This is a genomic window from Archangium lansingense (genome assembly GCF_026626635.1).
Lineage (GTDB): Bacteria > Myxococcota > Myxococcia > Myxococcales > Myxococcaceae > Archangium > Archangium lansingense.
Genome location: NZ_JAPNKA010000001.1, coordinates 4,855,009 through 4,873,649, shown reverse-complemented (window position 1 = coordinate 4,873,649; position 18,641 = coordinate 4,855,009). Strand labels below are relative to the sequence as shown.

The window sequence follows — 18,641 nt, the reverse complement described above, 5'->3', positions numbered from 1 at the left end:
TTATGAGGCAGAAACCCCATTCCCGCAACTTCTTGAACGAAGTAGCCCTTGGGATACGAGACGGCCGTCCTAGCCCGGCGAGGGCTGGGCCTGTGGAGTGCGCGGCATGACGGCCTGGAGCACGAGCCCCAGGACCATCACCAGCACACAGCCAATCACGTTGAACCAGAGGTAGCCGATCGCACTGAACAGGAAGAGGGCAATCACCGTCGTCTGCGAGATGACCGCGGCGAAGAAGACGGCATGGCCTCGGACGTGCTTGAAGAAGAAGGCCACCAGGAAGATGCCCAGCACGGTCCCGTAGAAGACGGACCCGAGGATGTTGACCGCCTGGATGAGGTTGTCGAGCAGCGATGCGAAGCTCGCGAAGGCCACCGCGACCAGCCCCCAGAAGACGGTGAACAGCTTCGAGGCCACGAGGACGTGGCTATCGGACGCGTCGCGGCGAACGAGCCGCCGGTAGAAGTCGACCGTGGTCGTCGCGCCCAGGGCGTTGAGCTCGCTGGCGATGGAGCTCATGGCCGCTGCCAGGATGACGGTGATGAGCAGCCCCACGAGGCCGCTGGGCATCCAGTCCTTCACGAACGAGATGAAGATGTAGTCCGAGTCCTTGGTCTCGATGCCCGGAAGCGCGCGAGCGACCACGGCCTTGGCCTCCTTCCGGACCGAGTCGGCCGTCCGTGCGGCGGCCTGGAGGCGCTCGCGAGCGCTCGCTTCCGCGGAGCTGTCACCCGTCTCGCGTGCGGCCAGGTAGCGCTCGGTCTCGGCGCGCTTGTCGGCCTGCACCTGAAGCCACTTCTCCTCGATGGAGGCAAACTCCCCAGCCTGAGCGGTCGCCTGGACCTTGGCGCGCAGGGGCTGGTTGAAGAGCAGCGGCGGCGCGTTGAACTGGTAGAACACGAAGACCAGGAGCCCGACGAAGAGGATGAGGAACTGCATCGGGATCTTCAGGACGCCGTTGAACAGCAGCCCGAGGCGGCTCTCGGAGATGGAGCGGCCCGTCAGGTAGCGGCCCACCTGGGACTGGTCCGTGCCGAAGTACGACAGCGCCAGGAAGAACCCGCCGGTGAGACCGGACCAGATGTTGTAACGGTCCTGGAAACTGAGATCGAAGCTGACCGGGTTCATGCGGCCGAGCGCTCCGGCGACATCCACGGCCCGCCCGAACGTCACGTTCTCGGGCAGCTTCCAGACGATGACGATGGCGGCCACGACCATGCCTCCGAGCATCACCACCATCTGCTGCTTCTGGGTCTGGCTGACGGCCTTGGAGCCGCCCGTCACCGTATAGAGGATGGTGAGTCCCCCCATCACGATGATGGTCGGCTCGAGCGGCCAGCCGAAGATGGCCGAGAGGATGATGGAAGGGGCGTAGATGGTGATGCCGGAAGCCAGCCCGCGTTGGATGAGGAAGAGGGACGCGCCGAGGAGGCGGGTCTTCAGATCGAAGCGAGACTCCAGATACTCGTAGGCGGTGAGGACATTCAGCCGATAGTAGATGGGGATGAAGACGGCACTGATGACCACCATCGCGATCGGCATGCCGAAGTAGAACTGCACGAAGCGCATCCCGTCCTCGTAGGCCTGGCCCGGGACGGAGAGGAAGGTGATGGCGCTGGCCTGCGTGGCCATGACCGACAGGCCGATGGTGGGCCAGCGCAGATCCTGGCTACCGCGCAGGAAGCCTTCGGCGGTGCTGCTCTCGCCGCGCGTGCGCCAGAGCCCCCACCCCACGATGAATGCCGTCGTCCCGATGAGGACCAGCCAGTCGAGCAGTGTCACGAATAGGCCCGGGTGAGCGCCCAGAACAGGGCGATGGTCAAGGCAAGGTTGCCCAGCACGAGGAGGTAGATGTTGCGCCAGGACCCGAGCAGGGGTGGCGCGTCGTCGAGCTCAGGCCGCGACGCGGGGGCCGAGGCCGGTTCAGGAGATTTGGAGGCGGTCATTGGGCGAGGAGGTTCGCGAGCAGGCGGTAGGCACCGGGCACGCCCGCGGGAAGCTGACGGAAGAACGCGATGCCGGTGTAGACGAAGGTTCCCTTGCCGTGACGGGCGACGAGGAGTCCACCCCGGAGCGGCTCCTCACCGGGGTCGTTCATGGCGAACACGGGCTTGTAGCGCTCGTCCCACTTCGAGGCGAAGTAGAGGCCCCGCTCCTGGACCCAGCCCTCGAAGTCGGCGGCCACCAGACGGTTGGGGCCCTTCAAGAGCGGGAGATTGGGGTCCACGGGCGTCATCGCCGCGGTCTCGTCCGTCACGCGATCGCGTCCGATCTCCAGGGGATAGGGCCCCATGAAGGCATTGAGCGGACCGACGCGGCTGTTGGTGTTGTACTGCACGATGAGCCGCCCGCCCTGCTCGACGTAGCGCATGAGCCGCTCGTGATGGATGGCGAGCCGCGCGTTGGCGTTGAAGGCGCGCACTCCGACCAGGATGGCCTCGAAGCGCTCGAGATTCTCGGAGGCCAGGCGCTCCTCGGGCAGCAACGTCACCTCGTACCCGACGGCCGCGAGGCTCTCCGCCACCCGATCGCCCGGGCCAGGGATGTAACCGATCCGCCGCACCTTCGTGGCGAGGGTAAAGGGCACCAGGGCCGCCTCAGAGGGCTGGCGCACGGTCTGCGGTGGGATGTGCTCATGGTTCACCGTGCGGACCCGCCACGACTCCGAGCGGCCGCCGCTGTCGACGACAACGCGCAGCCGGCCCCGCTCGCTCGCCCCCTTGGGCGGAGTCACCTGGAAGCGGACCGTGCGCTCATCGCCGCGCGTGGCGATCTTGAATGGCACCTCGGCGGGTTCAACACGCCAGCCCGTTGGGACCTCGAGCCGGACCTTGCCTTCCGCATCCGCCCGGCCCGCGGCCAGCTCCACCGACACGGACTGGGCCGCACCGTTGGGGAACATCAGCACGTCTCGGTCAAGCGTCGCCGTGACAGCCGGAGCGATCTCGAACGCGCGGTAGAGCTCGCCTCGCACCGGATCCGTCCACGCGTAGACCACTGGCCGGACCATGGAGAAGCGCTTGCCGCCCACCTCGTAAAGGAAGATGACCGACATGGAGGGCTCACCCTCGGGTCTGCCCACGAGCGCGCGGTCCTGCTCGTCCAGACTGTAGAGGCCACCCGCCACGGGCTTGCGCAGCCAGTAGGGCGTGGAGATCCGAGCCCGCTCTGGGATCGTCACCGTCCGGGAGAGCTTGAAGGGCTTGTTGTCGGCCAGCTCGGCACCAGCCGTTACGGACTCGCCACCCGGAAGGGTCACTCCCACCAGCCGAAACGCAGCGGGCGAGCGGTTCAGCGCCACCAGGCTCAACGCCACCTGGCCGCCTGGGACAGCCATCGCCTCCGTCGCACGCGCTTCGAGGAACAGGCCCGCGCACGCGGCCACGAGCGCCTCGGTCTCACGTAGCTTGATGGCCTTCCACGGGTTGCTGTCTGGCAGGGCAGAGATCGCCTCGTGGACGCGCAGGAGCGCCGGAACACTCTTATGAGGTGCGCGCGCATCGAACCCACTCACCGCCTCGTCGATGGCTCGGACGACCTGCTCCGTGCCACTCCACCGCCGCCACGTGAACTCGAGCCCCTCGAAGACGTCGGACTTCGGCTGCGTCCCGGTGAGGGGCTTGAAGTACTCCAGTTGCGTCCCTCGCTCGGCCGGCACTCCGAAGCCCTGGCTCTTGTGCTGGCTGCGGCTCTCCGCAGAGATCTCCCCCCAAGAGCGTCCCAGGAGCGGGTCATAGCCGCCCACGTCGAGCTTGAGGTAGGCGGACATGTCCGCATCCGGCTTCAGGTTCCAGGTCGAGACGTTGTTCAGCAGCCGGTCTGCCTTCCACGGCTTCAGCTCCCCGAGCTGCTCGGTGTAACGCGACGCGTCGGCCGCCGCGGTGAAGGCCTCCTCCGCCAGGAGGGCCGAGGCGGTGTGCTGGCCGTGATTCGGTGGCAGGGTGGTGAAGCGCGTGATGATCACATCCGGCTGGAAGCGGCGGATGGCGAGCACGACATCGGCCAGCACCTCGTCGCGCCCCCAGATGCGCAGCGTCTCGTCGGCACTCTTCGAGTAGCCGAAGTCCCTCGCCCGCGTGAAGAGCTGCTCGGCGCCATCGACGCGCCGCGCCGCGAGCAGCTCTTGCGTGCGAATGAGCCCGAGCAGCTCATCCTGCTCGGTCCCGATGAGGTTCTGACCACCATCCCCGCGGGTCAGCGAGAGATAACCCGCGCGGAGACCACGCTCTCCGGCCAAGTACGCCAGCAGCCGCGTGTTCTCGTCGTCAGGGTGAGCGGCCACATACAGCACACTCCCTACGACACCGAGGCGGCGAAGCTCCGCCGCAAGCTCGCCCGCATGGGGCTGTCGAGGAGTTTGTGCAACTGCCGTCGACCAGACTCCGAGGCTCATGGCCAGTGCCGTTCCGAGAATGAGCAGGTTCCGCATTCGGGCGGACCCTAACAAGGAACGAGATCCCTCGGTGCGAGGAATCCTTATGGTGACCAGGACGTCACCGCTCCCCTTCCCCGTCGCCCTGATGCCTCGGAGTTGTTATCACGCGGCCCGTGGCTTCCTCCTTCTCTGCCTCCTGGCTGCGCGGCGATCCGCGAGCCCTCGAATTTCTCTCCGACCGCTACTGTCGTCGGGCCGCGCGCGCCGAGGCAGTGGCGACCGCGGCCTCTCGTCCAATTGCTCCGGCGCTCCATGAGGTGCTGGTGGCTCGCAACGCGCGCCTCGCGCCGAGCCCCGCACGCGAACGGAACCTGGAGCTGCTCGCCCGCCCCGGCACGACCGCCGTGGTGACAGGTCAGCAGGTCGGGCTCTTCCTGGGGCCACTCTTCACGGTCTACAAGGCTGCCTCCGCCATCGCTGCGGCCCGCGCCCTCGCCGAGGAGACCGGTCGGCCCTGTGTCCCCGTCTTCTGGTTGCAGACCGAGGACCACGACCTCCCCGAGATCGATCATTGCTTCGTTCCGCGCTCCGCTGGCGGACCCCTGCGCGTGGCCCTGGCGCTGCCCGACGCAGCCACTTCGCGCGTTCCGGTGGCCCACCACCACCTGGGCCCGAGCGTCACGGGTGCACTCGCCGCGCTGCGCGCCGAGCTGAGCAGCAATCCCCACGTGGATGAGCACCTGGCGCTGCTGGAGCGTGCTTACCGCCCCGAGGCGACGCTGGCGGACGCCTTCGCCGAAGTGCTCTCCACGCTCTTCGCGGACGAGGGGCTCGTGTTCCTCGACCCGCGCGACCCGCGCCTCGCTCCTCTCGCTGCGCCCATCCACCGCCGCGCCATCGAGGAGGCCGCGGCCATCTCCAGCAAGCTCGCCGAGCGGGGCCATGCTCTCGCCAAGGCGGGATTCTCCGAGCAGGTCCACATCCGCCCGGGCTCACCGCTGAACTTCTTCTCACCCGACGGCGCCGCGGGTGCGCGCTATCGCCTCGACCCCTCCTCCTCTCCCGGCACCTGGAACCTCGTGGGCCACCCCGAGGGTGCCTCGGTGACGACGGCCGAGCTCGTCTCCTGGCTCGACCGGGAGCCGCTCCGCTTCACGACCTCGGCCCTGTTGCGCCCCATCCTCCAGGACACCTGGCTCCCCACGGCGGCCTATGTCGGCGGACCGGGAGAGATCGCCTACTTCGCACAGCTCGCGCCCCTGTACGCGCACGTCGGGCTGCCGATGCCTCTCATCGTGCCGCGCGCCCGGTTCCGTATCATCGACGACCGCGTACGCCGCCTGCTCGACGTTCTCGGTCTCTCTCCGGATGACGCGAACGCCCCACGTGACGAGCTGGTGGCCCGCCTCGCCGCCCGCGAAGCCGGTGAAAGCTTCGAGTCGCCCGAGGCTATCGAGGCCCGCTTGTTGAGTACCTTCGCCTCCGAGCTCGCCCGCCTCGGCGAGCGCATGGCCGCCGTCGATACGACCTTCGCCCAGGCCATCTCCCGCACCGACAAGACCGTCCGCCGAGGCGTCTCCCGCCTCGTGGCTCGGTACAGCCGCTCCATCACCCTGCGAGATCAGGTGACCCTCGAGCGCGTGGAGCGTCTGCGGGCCTACCTCGCCCCGGAGGGCGCGCCACAAGAGCGCATCTACGGGCTGCCGCATTACGCGAGCCGCCTCGGCTCCCACGCCTTCATGCGCCGCGTCATCGAGGCGTGTGAGCCCTTCTCGGGCAACCTGAAGGACCTGAAGCCGTGACGCAGGCAGCCGGGAATACCTTCACCCGGCTGCTGTTCCACGTCTCATCCCGATGAGCGCTCGTCTCAACCTGGCCATCACCTGCTTTCCCACCTTTGGAGGCAGCGGCATGGTCGCGACCGAGATCGGTCTGGCCATGGCGGAGCGTGGCCACCGCGTCCACTTCATCGCGCGCGACCTTCCGGTGCGGCTCCATGGCATGACGCGGAAGGTGATCTTCCACGAGGTGACGGAGAGCGACTACCCGGCGCTCTCCCACTCGGGGACGTATCCGCTGGCACTCGCCTCGAAGATGATCGAGGTCTCGAGCTACGAGAAGCTGGACATCCTGCACGTCCACTACGCGGTGCCCCATGCCACGGCGGCTTGGATGGCTCGGGAGGTGCTGGGTGACAAGTCGCCGCGCATCGTGACGACACTCCACGGCACTGACACCACGCTCGTCGGCACGGACCCCACCTACCTGCCCATCACGCGCTTCTCCATCCTGCGCAGCGACGCGGTGACGACGCCCTCGGAATTCCTGCGGCGCGCCACCTGGGATGGCTTCGGGATTCCGGACACGTTCCCCATCGACGTCATCCCCAACTTCGTCGACACGGAGCGCTACCGGCCGGTCCGCAACCGGGCCCACCTGCGCCAGCTCTTTCCCGGCCTGGCGGAGAACGAGCCCGTGCTCATCCACGTCTCGAACTTCCGACCGGTCAAGCGCATCGGCGACGTGGTGTCCGTCTTCGAGGCGGTCCAGCGCAAGCGCCCGTGCCGGCTGGTGATGATTGGGGACGGCCCCGAGCGCTCTCCCGCCGAGCGGAGAATCCGGGAGTGCGGGCTCGAGCACCGCGCGGCCTTCCTGGGCAAGCAGGAGAGCTTCGCGGAGATCCTCGCCGCGGCCGATGTCTTCCTCCTCCCGAGCGAGCAGGAGAGCTTCGGCCTCGCGGCGCTCGAGGCGCTGAGCTGCGGCATCCCGGTGGTTGCGAGCAACATCGGCGGCATCCCGGAGCAGGTCCAGCACGGGACGACGGGCTACCTCGCACCGGTGGGCGACGTGGAGGCCATGGCCAACCACGTGCTCGAGCTCGTCCGCGACCTGGACCGCTGGCGGATCTTCTCACGCCGAGCCCGGGAGCACGTCCTGGAGCACTTTCAGCTCGCGCCGGCCATCGACCGCTACGAGGCACTCTACCGCCGGCTCCTGGAAGGAGCCTCCCGCCGCTGAAGGCCGGGAGGCCCGTACGTCAGGTGTGACTACTTCTTGCCCTTCCAGTCCTGGAGGGCCTTGGCAACCTGCTCCTTGTAGAAGAAGCCCTGATCCTTCTGGCCCAGGTCCCAGGCCGTCTGCGCGAACTTGCGAGCCTCGGCGTACTTGCCCGAGCGCGCGAGGATGTCGGCCTTGATCCAGTTGTTGAACCAGTGCGACTGGATGGCCAGCGAGTCGTCCGCGTAGCCCAGCGCGGTGTTGTAGTCCTTCGACGTGTCGGCCACGTAGCGGGCCGCGTTGGCCAGCGAGCGCCACGCACCGTTCACCGCGGACTGGATGTTGGCCTGCGCGTAGGCGGCCGTATCGGTCTTGACCGGCACCGAGACGCGCAGCGTCCCCCACTCGAAGTCGAGCGAGGTCTGGTCATCGGTGGTGTTGGAGAAGAGGAACGTCAGGCGCTCACGGCTGGGAATCTCGGCGGGCGTGGCAGAGACGCGAACGACGTCGTCCTTCTGATCGTAGGCCTTGCCACCGCCGAACAGACCCAGCTCCTTGTTCAGCACCACCGTCCACTCCTTCTGCATCGGAATGGTGACGAGGGAGTAGGTGCCCGCGGGGACGGGCTTGCCGCCGAAGGTCACATCCCGGCTGAAGGTGATCTTCGTGGCCATGTTGGCGCCGGTGCGCCACACTTGGTCCATGGGGACCAGCTCGCCCCAGATCTTACGCCCCTTGACCGCAGGGCTGGAATAGTCGACCGAGATCTCGGTCAGCCCCACGTCCTGCGACACCTTCGCCGACGGGCTCGCGGCGGGCAGCTCGAGCTGCGCCGAAGCGGGCAGCGTGGTGAGGGCCACGACAACAGCGACAACACACCCAAGAAGCTTCTTCATCGTCCTCACTTGGTCCTTTCGCTCTGGGAAGGCGGAATGAGCGGCCGGAATCTATAGATCGGCCATCCACCGCACCAAGCCTTTCGGCCCGCCCTCGTCCTGACGCGAAGCGCAAACGCCTCACGCTGTCAGCACGAGCTTGACGAGCTCCGGCGGGCTGCCCACGCGCATGGGCGGGCCCCAGAAGCCACAACCGCGGCTCACGTAGAGATGCGAGCCACCATGCTGATAGAGCCCCGCGGAATGGTCCCAGGCCAGGCCGATGAAGAAGGTCATGGGGACGAGCTGCCCGCCATGGGTGTGGCCGGAGATCTGGACGTCCACGCCCTTCTCCGCCGCGACCTTGAAGTTGGCGGGCTGGTGCGCGAGCAGCACGGAGGCCCGATCCGGCTCCCTCCCCGCGAGCGCCAGATCGAGGTCGTAGCCCTTCTTGCCGCGCCGCCGCCCGCCGCTCCAGTCATCCACGCCCACCAGGTCTAGCGAGCCGCCCGCGTCACCGATGCGCACGTGGCGATTGCGCAACACCTGGATGCCGAGCGTCCCGAGGAACTGCGACCAGGCCTCGTCACCCGAGGAGTAGTCGTGATTGCCGGTGACGAAGAAGGAGCCGAAGCGCGACTTCAGGTTCGCGAGCGCCGCCACGTGCCCACCGAGCGTGGGCACATCCCCGTCCACGAGGTCCCCTGTAATAGCAAAGAGATCCGGCTTGAGTGCGTTGGCCTGACGGACCAGCTCGTCCATGAACCTGCGCTGAATGAAGGGCCCCACGTGGATGTCCGTGAGCTGGACGATGCTGAGACCCTCCAGGGCCTTGGGCAGCTTCGGGACCTTCAGCACCACCTCGGTCACCATCGGTGGAGCGAAGGCCCTCCAGCTCCCGTACGCAGCCATGCCACCGCCCGTGACAGCGGCACCGCCAGCCACCACCTGAGAGAGGAAACGCCGACGCTCCTCATCTACTGGAGGCGAGGGGGGCGCGCGAAGCCGTTGCCCCAACGCCAGGACCCCTCGGCCGAGGTCCAGGACGAGCAGCGAGACCACCAGCAGGAGCGCCACGCCCATCCAGGTGTAGGACGCCACCGAGAGTGCATCCGAGAACTCCACAGGGAGTGCATCCCGCAGCGAGCGCCGGAGCATCAGCACGAGCGTCATCAGGAGGAACACGGCGAGTGCCAGGAACCGGAGCGCGCGGCTGCGGACCGTGTCCCGCACCAGCCGCCGGTACAGATAGAAGTGCCCCAACAGGGCGCCGGTCGCGATGAGTATCGAGAAGGAGAAGAACCGGGGCAGCATGGGGGTGGAGCATAGGACGATTGTCCGGACCGGGTGGGGATGAACCGGGCTCGGCTGGGACGTAGGATTCATTCCCATGCCCCGCCTCCTGGCGTTTGCCCTGAGCCTCCTGCTCGCCCTGCCGCTCTCCGTCCAAGCCGAGGAGACCCCGAAGACCGGTAACTTCAAACCAGTCATCGCGGTCCTCTACTTCGACAACAACACCGGGAAGCCCGCGCTCGACGTCCTGCGGAAGGGCTTCGCGGACATGATGGTGACGGACCTGTCCACTGTGCAGCAGCTCCAGGTCGTCGAGCGCGAGAAGCTGCAGAAGCTGCTCGATGAATTGAAGATGCAGCAGAGCAGCTACTTCGATCCGAAGACGATCCAGCGGCTCGGCCAGGGGATGGGCGCGCAGTTCGCGGTGACGGGCTCCCTCCTGGCCGTTGATCCGACTCTGCGCATCGACGTCCGGCTCGTGGAGATCGCCACCAGCAAGGTCCTCCTCGCCGAGAAGGTAACGGGCAGGAAGAACCAGCTCTTCGACTTGCAGCAGCAGCTCGTCAGCAGGTTCGTGAAGGCGCTCCTGCCCAAAATCGAGCAGCTCCCGAAGCCCCGGAGCCGCGCGCCCGACGTGGACACGCTGCTGAACTACTCTCAGGGCATCGACCTGGCGGACCAGGGGAAGCTCCAGGAAGCCAGCGTGCAGCTCGCCTCGGTGGTGAGCAAGGCCCCCATGTTCGTCCTCGCGCGTGAGCGCCACGAGCAGATCCTCGCTCGGTTGAAGAAATCCCAGGAGCGGCGGACCGAGACCCTCTCCGACGTCAGCGAGCTGCTCAACCAGCAAGCGGAGCGCTTCCTCCAGGAGAAAAACCTGGCCTCACTCAACGCGGAGGAAGGCTCCACGTACCTCGCCTGGCGGCTCATCCGGATGCAGTACCTGGCACGTCAGCTGCGAAAGCACCTCGCTCCGAACCATCCCCGCGTCATGCTCCCAGGCCACGAGCCCCAGGCCGTGGAGCTGATGACGCGATGGAACGAGCAGGCCCGCGCCTTCGTCCAGGAGAGCACCACGTACTTCCAGCGCTTCTCCCAGCAGACGGGGGAGTTCCGTACCCTGCCGAGCACCACCCTGCAGTTCCCGCGTGAGGACGAAGAGCGCGTGCGCCAGGCAAAGTACGGCCCGCTGAACTTCGACGACGACGTTCACCTCACCGTCGCCAAGGCCCTGCTGCAGGGCAGGTACGAGGAGGGCCAGGATGAGGACTTCCAGGCGGGGCCCTCGCTCTCGGACCTGGATCCCTCCGTCGAGCAGGAGGGCTTCCGGCTGCTCGAGAAAGCCGTCGAGGAAGCCGCGACCCTCCCGCCCCGGCTGCGAGAGCTCCGCACGTACCGCGCCATCGACCTCCACGGCGAAGTGCTCATGCGCAAGGGCCGTACGGAGGAAGCCATCGCCCGCTGGCAGCGGTTCCTCGACCTGTTCCCGGCTGCGAGCCAGTTCAACTCCGTCAGCGAAAAGATCAAGACCGCGCTGGGAGTGGGCTCCAACAGCCACGCGAACGCGGGCGCCACCTTCTCGCAGTCTCTGGAGGAGTGCGACAAGAGCGGCATCCTCGCGGGCTACAGCCAGGAGCTCTATCGGCGGCTGATGACGCGGGGCTACAAGGCGGCGCGCGAGCTGTTCGTCGAGTTGGACACCCGGTGCGGGGAGAGCAAGGAGCTGAGGCCGTACCTGCGCTCCCTGCTCACCTCCTCGGCCCTCTCCGCCGCGCAGGCGCGCGACTGCGCCACCTTCCATGAGCTGATGACGACCCGCTTCCTCGCCCTCAACGGCAGCACGAGCGACACGGCCGGGTACCTCAAGAACTACGTGCCGCACTGCCAGAAGGCGGAGCCCGCGACACCCTGAGCCGCGAGCCCCTCCTTCAGCGCCTGCGCCAGCTCATCACCCGGGCGAGGAACACGGTGCCGAAGACGAGCACCGTGAAGGCCGCCGTGTAGCCGAGGAAGATGAGCCAGCCGGTGGTGGTGCCGGGAATGCCCACCGAGGGGCTCATGTCCTGGAACTGCGCTCCGGAGAAGAAGCCACACGCGAGGCTCACCGGCAGGAAGACGAACACCAGGATGCCCACCATCCGGTCGAACTGGTCCCGCTTGTACTGGTCCAGCTCCGCGGCCTGGTCCTTCATGGCCTCCACCGTCTCCTGCAGTCCGTGCAGCGAGTGCCACGCGAGGTAGCGCGCGTTGACGTCGGGGTCTTCGCTCACGCGCGTGTGCCACAGGGAGTTGGTGAAGAGCATCACGTCGGAGCGGACACTGCGCGCGGGCCGCAGGCTCTGCCAGCGCGAAGTACGGTAGCGCTGCTCCACTTCCGCCATGCGCCGGCTGGTCTCGAAGGCCGAGTAGCGCTGGCCAATGGTGAGCAGAAAGAGGAGGAAGTCCCGGTCACACGCGAGCGGTCCGCGCTCCTCTTCTTCGATGAGGAACTCGAGCCGGGCGCCGCCCGTCGAGGTCAGCCAGTGCTCCGTCTCACCGGCGGCATCCCGGAGCACCCGCCGGCTCTCCGATGCGGCCTCCGACGGCAGCTTCTCCAGGATGGGCTCCGTCCCCGTGGCGAGCGCGTAGAAGAGCCCCTGCATGGAGCGCGAGTCGTCGAGCATCGACGAGCGGCCTCGGGAGATGCGGTAGCCGCCGTAGACGAGCCAGCGCTCCGGGCCCAGCGGCGCCAACCAGGGAGGCAGGCCCCTCAGGGGCTCGAGCTCCCACAGCTCTTTCCCCTCCACGAGCGCCGCCTGCTCGAGGGCTAGCTCATACAGCGAGGTCGCCGTCTTCCGGGGCCGTTCGATCCACACGACCACGAGCCGGTTCGGGTAGACGGAGACACGAACGGTGTGGCCCTCGGTGAGCTTCTCGTAGTGCAGCACGTCCGCTTCCGGCGTGGCGCCCAGGAAGGAGTGAACCACCGCGGGGTGGAAGGCCGTGCCCTGGTTGGAGAGGTCGCACCGGCGAAATCCCCGGGACACAAGCTCCACGTCCGGCGCCGGTCCCCGCCAGAGGAAGGGCCGGGCGAAGACGGTATGCGCCTTGAGGACATGGACGTTGCGGCCGACGTTGAAGCGGCTCCAGATGGCCTCCCACAACTCGCGGCGCGACAGCCGGGTGCCCGAGTAGGGGCCCGCCACCATCGTCGAGCGGCCAATGGGGCTGGCATAGCCGTCCGAGTACCACGGGTCCGAGTAGTCATTGGGCTGGCGCTCGAAGCGCCGGGCTCCCCGGGCGCGCGGACTCCCATCCGGCAGCCGCTCTCCCTCGAGCTCGTCCAGGTAGCCCGCGAGGTTCGAGAGCGTCCCCGCGCGCTCGGGGGTGAGCGAGAACGCGTGCCAGGGCTTGGACTGGTCCGGCCTCGCGATGTGGATGGCCATGAAGTCGAAGCCCTGGCCGTAGTGGGTGTTCTCGGTGTCGGTGCGCGCGAGGAGCCGGAGGACGGTGACGTCCTGAAAGGACGACAGGAACAGCGCATCCACGCGTCGCACGGATCCCTCCTGCTCGTCATCGAGCGGGATGTCGAGCTGCACACGCTGGGCCCGCGACAGCTCGGCGCGGTAGAGACGCTCGTCCGCCTTGAGCCGACGGGAGATGGTCGGGGGAACGAGCCCTTCGGGCAGCTTCATCAGCTCCAGGGAGAGGCGGCAGCGCTCCAGCACGGACGCCAGGAGCTCCAGCAGCTCACGGGAGGGGCGATCCGTCTCCGAGGGCCAGAGGTTCAGGGCGGCGTAGAACGCCGTGCCCAAGGCGCGCTCGTAGTCGCCTACCGTCTCGGTGTGGCCCTGCTCCCACTCGCCCACGTACTCGACGAGGGCCTCGACGCCCTCGGGCCAGGAGGCATGGAGCAGCCGGTACATGAGCAGCAGCGTGGCGCAGAGCACATCGAGCGTAGGCTCGTGAACGCGCAGGGTCAGCGGGCCGAGCGATCCCTCGGGCTGCCCCTGCCTCAACTCCTGGGAGAGGGCGTCGAGCTCTGCGGCGGACAGGAAGACAGCGCCCGTGGTGGAGCGCACGGAGCGCCGCATCCACTGGGGCAGCTTCCACGCCAGCATGCGGGGATGGGGCGGCAGGGACTGGCTGCGTGAGCCCACGCTGATGAAGAGCTCGCGCGGCCCCGGTTCCAATCCGGGAGCAGGCTTCTCGGAAATCCACTCCACCTGTCCCTCGCCCAGCAGGGCCTCCACCACCTGTCGCAACTTCGCATCCATGGGGGGCACCTTATAGGCAGGCGCCTCCCGTGCCAGAATCCCGCTTCGTGAAGGCACTCCGATTCCTGTTCCCACGTCTCCTCGGCCTGCTGCTCGGGCTGCTCGCCCTCCCCGTCCTGGCCTCCGACAAGCCCACGGTGGCGGTGCTCTACTTCGACTACGAGGGCCCTACTGCCGAGATGCAGCTCCTCAAGAAGGGCCTGGCCCAGATGCTCATCTCGGACCTGTCGTCGGCCCACGAGCCCGTGCAGCTCGTGGAGCGGGACCGGCTCCAGCAGGTCATGGACGAGCTGGAGTTGAACCAATCCAACAAGTTCGATCAGGCCACCGCCAACAAGGTCGGCAAGCTGCTCGGAGCCCGTTACCTGGTGATGGGCGGGTACTTCGACGTGATGAACACCTTGCGCGTGGATGCCCGAGTCGTCGAGACCGAGACGGGCCGCATCATCCGCGCCGTCGGAGCGCAGAGCACCCCGGAGAAGTTCCTCGCGATCGAGCAGGAGCTCGTGCTGGAGCTCCGCGCCGTCTTCGAGGAGCTCACCGCCTCGGAGGCCGGGTCCGGGAAGGCGCCCGTGAAGCCCAAGCCCGTGAGCAAGCCGCGCAAGCTCACCCGAGACACGGCCCTGCGCTACGCCCGGGCGCTGGATGCGAAGGACCGCAAGGACCTGGCGGAGGCGAAGAAGGAGCTGACCGCCGTGGTGAAGGCCCAGCCGGACTTCCAGCTCGCGTCCAAGGAGCTGGCCCTGCTGATGAAGTGAGGCTCAGGGGGTGGTGCAGAGGGCGGCGGCGTCTGGATGGCCCAGGTCCTTCGCGCGGCAGAAGGCAGCCCGGGCGAGCTCTTGGTCCGCGGCAGCATCCTGACCCTGGCCGGAGGTCTCGGCGGCTCGCGCTTTGTAAGCCTCCCCCAACCTGAAGTGGATCTCCGCGATCTGCGGAGCACTCTCCGCCGCGCGTTGCAGCCACAGCACGGCCTTGTCCACGCGAGGGAGCTGCAAGTAGATCAACCCCAGGTTGTAGCGAGGCTTCCAGAACCGTGCGTCCAGCTCCGCGGCACGTGTGAGGCGCACCACGGCCTCCTGCAGGTTCTGGGTGGCCACCCCCACCCGTCCCGCGAGGTTCTCCGCCGCCGCGAAGTTCGTGCACAGGAGCGCCTTGTTCATGGCCTCCGCATCGGGGTTGCCGGCCAGCAGGCTCGCCCTGGCCACGTAGAACCAACCTTCCGGGCCCCAGTGCGGACCCCGAGCCCGCAGCGCCGGGAGCGCCGCGTTGGCCTCGCGGGCCCGATCCTTTTCCGGGACGCGGTCCGAGAGCTTCGAGCCCAGCTCGAGGAGCATGACGAGCCCCTGAGGGTCCGTCTCCTGGCAATCGGCCGGAGGTGGTGGCTCCGCGTTCGTCGCATAGAGCGCATCCACCCTGTCCCGGAGGCTGGGGGCCGAGGAGGTCGGGCCAGTATCGGAACGGTATGCGAGCACGCCCAGGCCCGAGGCCAATGCCACGAGGGCGGCGCCTCCCACCAGCGCCATCCGCCTGCCCCCTGGAGGCCGGACCACGGGAACTGTTGTCACGGGAGCTTCCGTCACCGGGGCGAGCGCGGACTCCTGGACGTACCGCTCCTTGTACCAGGTGAGGATGGCCACCAGGGAGTTGAGGCTCGTCACCGCCTCCTGCAGGTCCACCTTCACACCCGCGTCGTGGAGGTCCCCCGCGTGGTCGTGCGAGCTCAGGTTTCCCCAGGCCTGCACCGTCCCCATGTGCGCGAGGATATGGGTGGGGACGAGTCCTGCGTGGGCCTGCTGTCGGAAGCGGGCGATCAGCTCGTCGAGCATCGCCTTGCCCGGCGTCTGCTTCAGCTCGGTGGTGACCAGCGAGCGCAGGAGCATCTCGAGCACGAGCCGCGCGTTCTGCAGCACGCCCTTGTAGTCCCGGTTACGTCCCCGGGTGGCCAGGGCCAGCAGGTCGTCCTGGGCCCTGCCAAAGTACGGCGTGAGCTGCTCGATGCGATTGAGCAGCGGCTCCAGCTCCGTCATGTCGCTTCCTCTCGGGGAAACCCTACCACCTTCGGGATTACCCGAGAGCGATCAGACCCTCACCCCTGCCCTCTCCCAGAGGGAGAGGGAGCATGCTCACCCCGCCCCTCTCCTGGAGGGCGAGTGAGTGAGACGCAGGACCGAGCCCTCTCCTGGCTCGAAGAACGCCTCATCCGAGGATTGCTGCCGCAGCCGCTCCAGAATGCGCCGCTGCTGCTCGGTCCGGGTGATGAGCGCCGCGAAATCGAAGCGGCCCAGGCGATCGTCCTTGCGCACCAGCCGCTGCAGCGTCCGCCACATCGACAACCGCCCCTCGGACCCCAGGCACAAACTCTCCAGCTCCACCACGCGGCTCAGCGGCGAGTAGCCCGTCAACTGTCCGTTGAGCTTCAGGCGTCCCAGTTTCTCACCCACCCAGGCCACGCCCTGCTTCACCACATCGCGCTTCAGCCCGAGCATCCACATCACGCTTAGGAGCATCATGCGCTCCTCTCGCAGCTCGCTCACGAAGGTGTCCAGGTACTCGCCCACCGCATTGCCCGCGTTCTCGGTCTTCGCGCGACGCGCCAGTTCCAAGCCCACCGTCGAGCCCGCGAGATGGTCATTCAGGTAGATCTTCAGCAGTGCCACGTTCACGCCACCCTCCTCGTGCTCGCGCCCACCCCAACGGAGGGTCGGCATGCCCGGGCGATGGCGCAGCGTGCCATCGCCCGAGCGGTTGGAGAGCAGGCGGCGGAACGGGCCGTCTTCCGCCTACCGGGCGTCGTCTGGGTAACGGAAGGACAGGGGGATCTTCACGTCCGGGTGCAGGCTGCGAGTGACAGGGCAGCCGTGCGCCACCTCCTCCAGCCGGGCGCGGTGCGCGGCGGAGAGGCCCGCGGGCATGTCGATCTCCAACACCAGCTCGCCGATGCGGCGCGGCGGAGGCGTCATCCGCTTCTCCACCCGGGCGCGCGCATCACCGAAGGCAATCCCCTCGCGCGAGGCGGCCAGGGCCATGGTGGTGAGGGCGCAGGAGGCGAGCGCCGCGCCCACGAGGTCCGTAGGCGAGAAGGACATGCCCGTGCCCCCATTGTCCTTGGGGGCCTCGGTGGTGATCTTCGTGCCGGACGGGCCGTGCTCCAGCTTGCAGTGGAAGCCCGACGCGCTCGCGGCGGTCATCACGACGCCGGTGGCGGGGGTAGGTTGGCTCATGGTGGTGGCTCCTCTTCTGACGCCGCGTTAGCGGACGTACGTGTTGTGCTCCGTCGGGTCCGGCTTCGCCTCGTCGGGGCTCCAGTCGATCGTCTTCAGCAGCGACTTGCGGCGCTTCTGCACGTCCTTGTCGAGGAACGTCACCGCCTCCTGCATCACGTCCATCAGCCGGCGCGGCTTGCGCTTCATCTTCGAGTCGCTCAGCAGCGCGTGAGTGAGCCACGGGAAGACGGCCGTGACATCGGTGTGCACGTACATGGAGCCGGCTTCCACGGCCTCCATGGACACCTTGCCCCAGGTATGGCCCTCACCGGCCGGGCAGCTGGAGAGCGCGCCGTTGTCCACCGGGTCCACGCAGAACTGCACGTCGATGTCGAAGCCATCGGTGGGCACGCCGAGGATCTGATCCAGCAGCGGCTCGCCCTGCAGCGTGTAGTTCTTGGGCACGCCGCCGCCGAGGATCCAGATGGCCATCTTGTTGGAGAAGTGGTGGCGACAGTAGTGCTGGATCGCCGCCATCCAGTAGACGTCGTCGTTGATGTCGATCTCGAACTTGAACTCGTCGCCCATCAGCCGCTTGAGCTTCACGGCGTTGAGGAAGATGGAGCCGTCCTGCACCGCGCCCACGAAGATGGGCACGCCGTGCTTGTAGCAGGTGGACAGCAGCGAGGGCTGCTTGACGCCGAGCTTCTTCTCGATGGCGTGGATGTTCTTGCCGAGCAGGTAGTGGAACTCGGGCGTGGTCATCTTGCGCTGGAACTCGGGGCGGCGCAGGAGGGCGGAGAAGAGCCGGTCGGTGTCCAGCAGGGCCTCCTCCCAGAAGCCCAGGTCGTAGATGCGGATGATGCGGGCCAGGCGGTACTGGAGATCACCCGCGTTGGGGTTCACCTCGCGGATGGCGTGGCCGATGATGCGGTGAGCATCGTGGTAGAGGTTGGCACCGGTGGTGGTGAGCGTCGAGATGATGCCCTTCTCGATGAGCGGGATGATGCAGCTCTGGTGCAGGCCCGCCGGCGTCATGGCGCCCGAGAGCGTCAGAAAGATGGAGGCATCCACCTCCATGGAGCGGCGCATGAGCTCGAACGCGGTGCGCTCCTGGCGGCCCACGTAGGCCGAGAAGGCATGCTCGAGCAGCTCGGTGGGCGACTCCTTGCCGGTGATGGGACGCGGATCCGCCTTGCGTGCTCCCGAGTAGTGGGCGCGCAGGTTCTTTCGGTTGTTCGACGCTGATTTGGCCATGGCGCGCGATCTACCATCGCCCGCGCGCCGAGGGGAGCACGGGATTACTTGCGCTTCTTGCCCTTGCTGCCCTTGTCATCCAAGTCAACATCCGGCGGGAGCGCCGGCTCGGGATTGCCCAGCACGCGCTCACGCACCTCCTCGGCCGACAGGTTGCCGGTGTCCGACACGACACACGAGACGTACGCCAGCTCCGCCAGGGCCCGTCTCGCCCGGGCGCGCACCGCCGCGTCCTCCGAGGACAGCAGCTCCGAGGCAGCGGAGATGTAGCTGCTCGCCAGCGATTCGAAGAGGTACACGCGGTTCTCGATGGTGTCGTCCTTGGCCATGACGCTCCTCCTACCTGCTGGGGGACACACGGGCTGGCGAATCCGAGAGGTATCCCACA

The 18,641-nt window shown here is 67.6% G+C and carries 15 protein-coding genes; 4 read left to right on the top strand and 11 right to left on the bottom strand.

Annotated elements, in window-relative coordinates; genetic code table 11:
- Nucleotides 1-69 precede the first annotated feature (69 nt).
- Genes OV287_RS20015 through OV287_RS20005 form a run of 3 tightly spaced genes read right to left on the bottom strand, consistent with a single transcriptional unit; the run spans nt 70 to nt 4,429 of the window.
- Nucleotides 70-1,782: a sodium:solute symporter family protein gene (locus OV287_RS20015; RefSeq protein WP_267535634.1), complete on the bottom strand. Its 1,713-nt coding sequence runs from the start codon at nt 1,780-1,782 to the stop codon at nt 70-72.
- Complete coding sequence (locus tag OV287_RS20010) at nt 1,779-1,946, bottom strand: hypothetical protein (RefSeq protein WP_267535633.1); 168 nt, start codon at nt 1,944-1,946, stop codon at nt 1,779-1,781. Before OV287_RS20010 ends, OV287_RS20015 begins: the two co-directional genes overlap by 4 nt.
- Nucleotides 1,943-4,429, bottom strand: a complete 2,487-nt coding sequence (locus OV287_RS20005; protein ID WP_308809642.1) for a PIG-L family deacetylase — start codon at nt 4,427-4,429, stop codon at nt 1,943-1,945. The genes OV287_RS20010 and OV287_RS20005 overlap by 4 nt, the downstream gene beginning before the upstream one ends.
- Nucleotides 4,430-4,548: 119 nt before the next feature.
- Here OV287_RS20005 and bshC point away from each other — a divergent pair, with 119 nt between their 5' ends.
- Both bshC and bshA read left to right on the top strand, forming a co-directional pair.
- Complete coding sequence (bshC, locus tag OV287_RS20000; protein WP_267535631.1) at nt 4,549-6,177, top strand: bacillithiol biosynthesis cysteine-adding enzyme BshC; 1,629 nt, start codon at nt 4,549-4,551, stop codon at nt 6,175-6,177.
- A gap of 52 nt (nt 6,178-6,229) precedes the next feature.
- A complete protein-coding gene (gene bshA, locus OV287_RS19995; RefSeq protein WP_267535630.1) occupies nt 6,230-7,393 on the top strand; it encodes an N-acetyl-alpha-D-glucosaminyl L-malate synthase BshA in 1,164 nt (387 codons plus the stop codon).
- A gap of 29 nt (nt 7,394-7,422) precedes the next feature.
- On the opposite strand, the gene OV287_RS19990 is transcribed toward bshA, so the two are convergent.
- Both OV287_RS19990 and OV287_RS19985 read right to left on the bottom strand, forming a co-directional pair.
- A complete protein-coding gene (locus tag OV287_RS19990; RefSeq protein WP_267535629.1) occupies nt 7,423-8,268 on the bottom strand; it encodes a DUF2911 domain-containing protein in 846 nt (281 codons plus the stop codon).
- Nucleotides 8,269-8,388: 120 nt separating this feature from the next.
- On the bottom strand, nt 8,389-9,561 hold the full coding sequence (locus tag OV287_RS19985) for a metallophosphoesterase (RefSeq protein WP_267542379.1): 1,173 nt from the start codon (nt 9,559-9,561) through the stop codon (nt 8,389-8,391).
- Between the two features lie 76 nt (nt 9,562-9,637).
- On the opposite strand from OV287_RS19985, the gene OV287_RS19980 reads away from it, so the two are divergent.
- Nucleotides 9,638-11,449 carry a CsgG/HfaB family protein gene (locus tag OV287_RS19980; protein WP_267535628.1) on the top strand — a complete coding sequence of 604 codons (1,812 nt, stop codon included), beginning with the start codon at nt 9,638-9,640 and terminating at the stop codon, nt 11,447-11,449.
- Between the two features lie 16 nt (nt 11,450-11,465).
- Here OV287_RS19980 and OV287_RS19975 read toward each other — a convergent pair whose 3' ends face one another.
- Nucleotides 11,466-13,793 (bottom strand): hypothetical protein, encoded by a 2,328-nt coding sequence (locus tag OV287_RS19975; RefSeq protein ID WP_267535627.1) that lies wholly within the window; start codon nt 13,791-13,793, stop codon nt 11,466-11,468.
- A 47-nt stretch (nt 13,794-13,840) separates the two neighbouring features.
- Here OV287_RS19975 and OV287_RS19970 point away from each other — a divergent pair, with 47 nt between their 5' ends.
- Entirely contained in the window at nt 13,841-14,551 is a 711-nt protein-coding gene (locus OV287_RS19970) for a CsgG/HfaB family protein (RefSeq protein WP_267535626.1), read from the top strand.
- Nucleotides 14,552-14,554: 3 nt separating this feature from the next.
- Here OV287_RS19970 and OV287_RS19965 read toward each other — a convergent pair whose 3' ends face one another.
- The 5 genes from OV287_RS19965 to OV287_RS19945 all read right to left on the bottom strand — a co-directional run bounded on the left by OV287_RS19965 (nt 14,555) and on the right by OV287_RS19945 (nt 18,582).
- Complete coding sequence (locus tag OV287_RS19965; RefSeq protein WP_267535625.1) at nt 14,555-15,820, bottom strand: tetratricopeptide repeat protein; 1,266 nt, start codon at nt 15,818-15,820, stop codon at nt 14,555-14,557.
- Between the two features lie 96 nt (nt 15,821-15,916).
- Nucleotides 15,917-16,456, bottom strand: coding sequence for a nucleotidyl cyclase domain-containing protein (locus OV287_RS19960; RefSeq protein WP_267535624.1), 540 nt, complete (start codon nt 16,454-16,456; stop codon nt 15,917-15,919).
- A 117-nt stretch (nt 16,457-16,573) separates the two neighbouring features.
- Nucleotides 16,574-17,014 carry an OsmC family protein gene (locus tag OV287_RS19955; RefSeq protein WP_267535623.1) on the bottom strand — a complete coding sequence of 147 codons (441 nt, stop codon included), beginning with the start codon at nt 17,012-17,014 and terminating at the stop codon, nt 16,574-16,576.
- A gap of 27 nt (nt 17,015-17,041) precedes the next feature.
- On the bottom strand, nt 17,042-18,253 hold the full coding sequence (locus OV287_RS19950) for a deoxyhypusine synthase family protein (RefSeq protein ID WP_267535622.1): 1,212 nt from the start codon (nt 18,251-18,253) through the stop codon (nt 17,042-17,044).
- A 44-nt stretch (nt 18,254-18,297) separates the two neighbouring features.
- Nucleotides 18,298-18,582, bottom strand: coding sequence for a hypothetical protein (locus tag OV287_RS19945; RefSeq protein WP_267535621.1), 285 nt, complete (start codon nt 18,580-18,582; stop codon nt 18,298-18,300).
- Between the last annotated feature and the right edge of the window lie 59 nt (nt 18,583-18,641).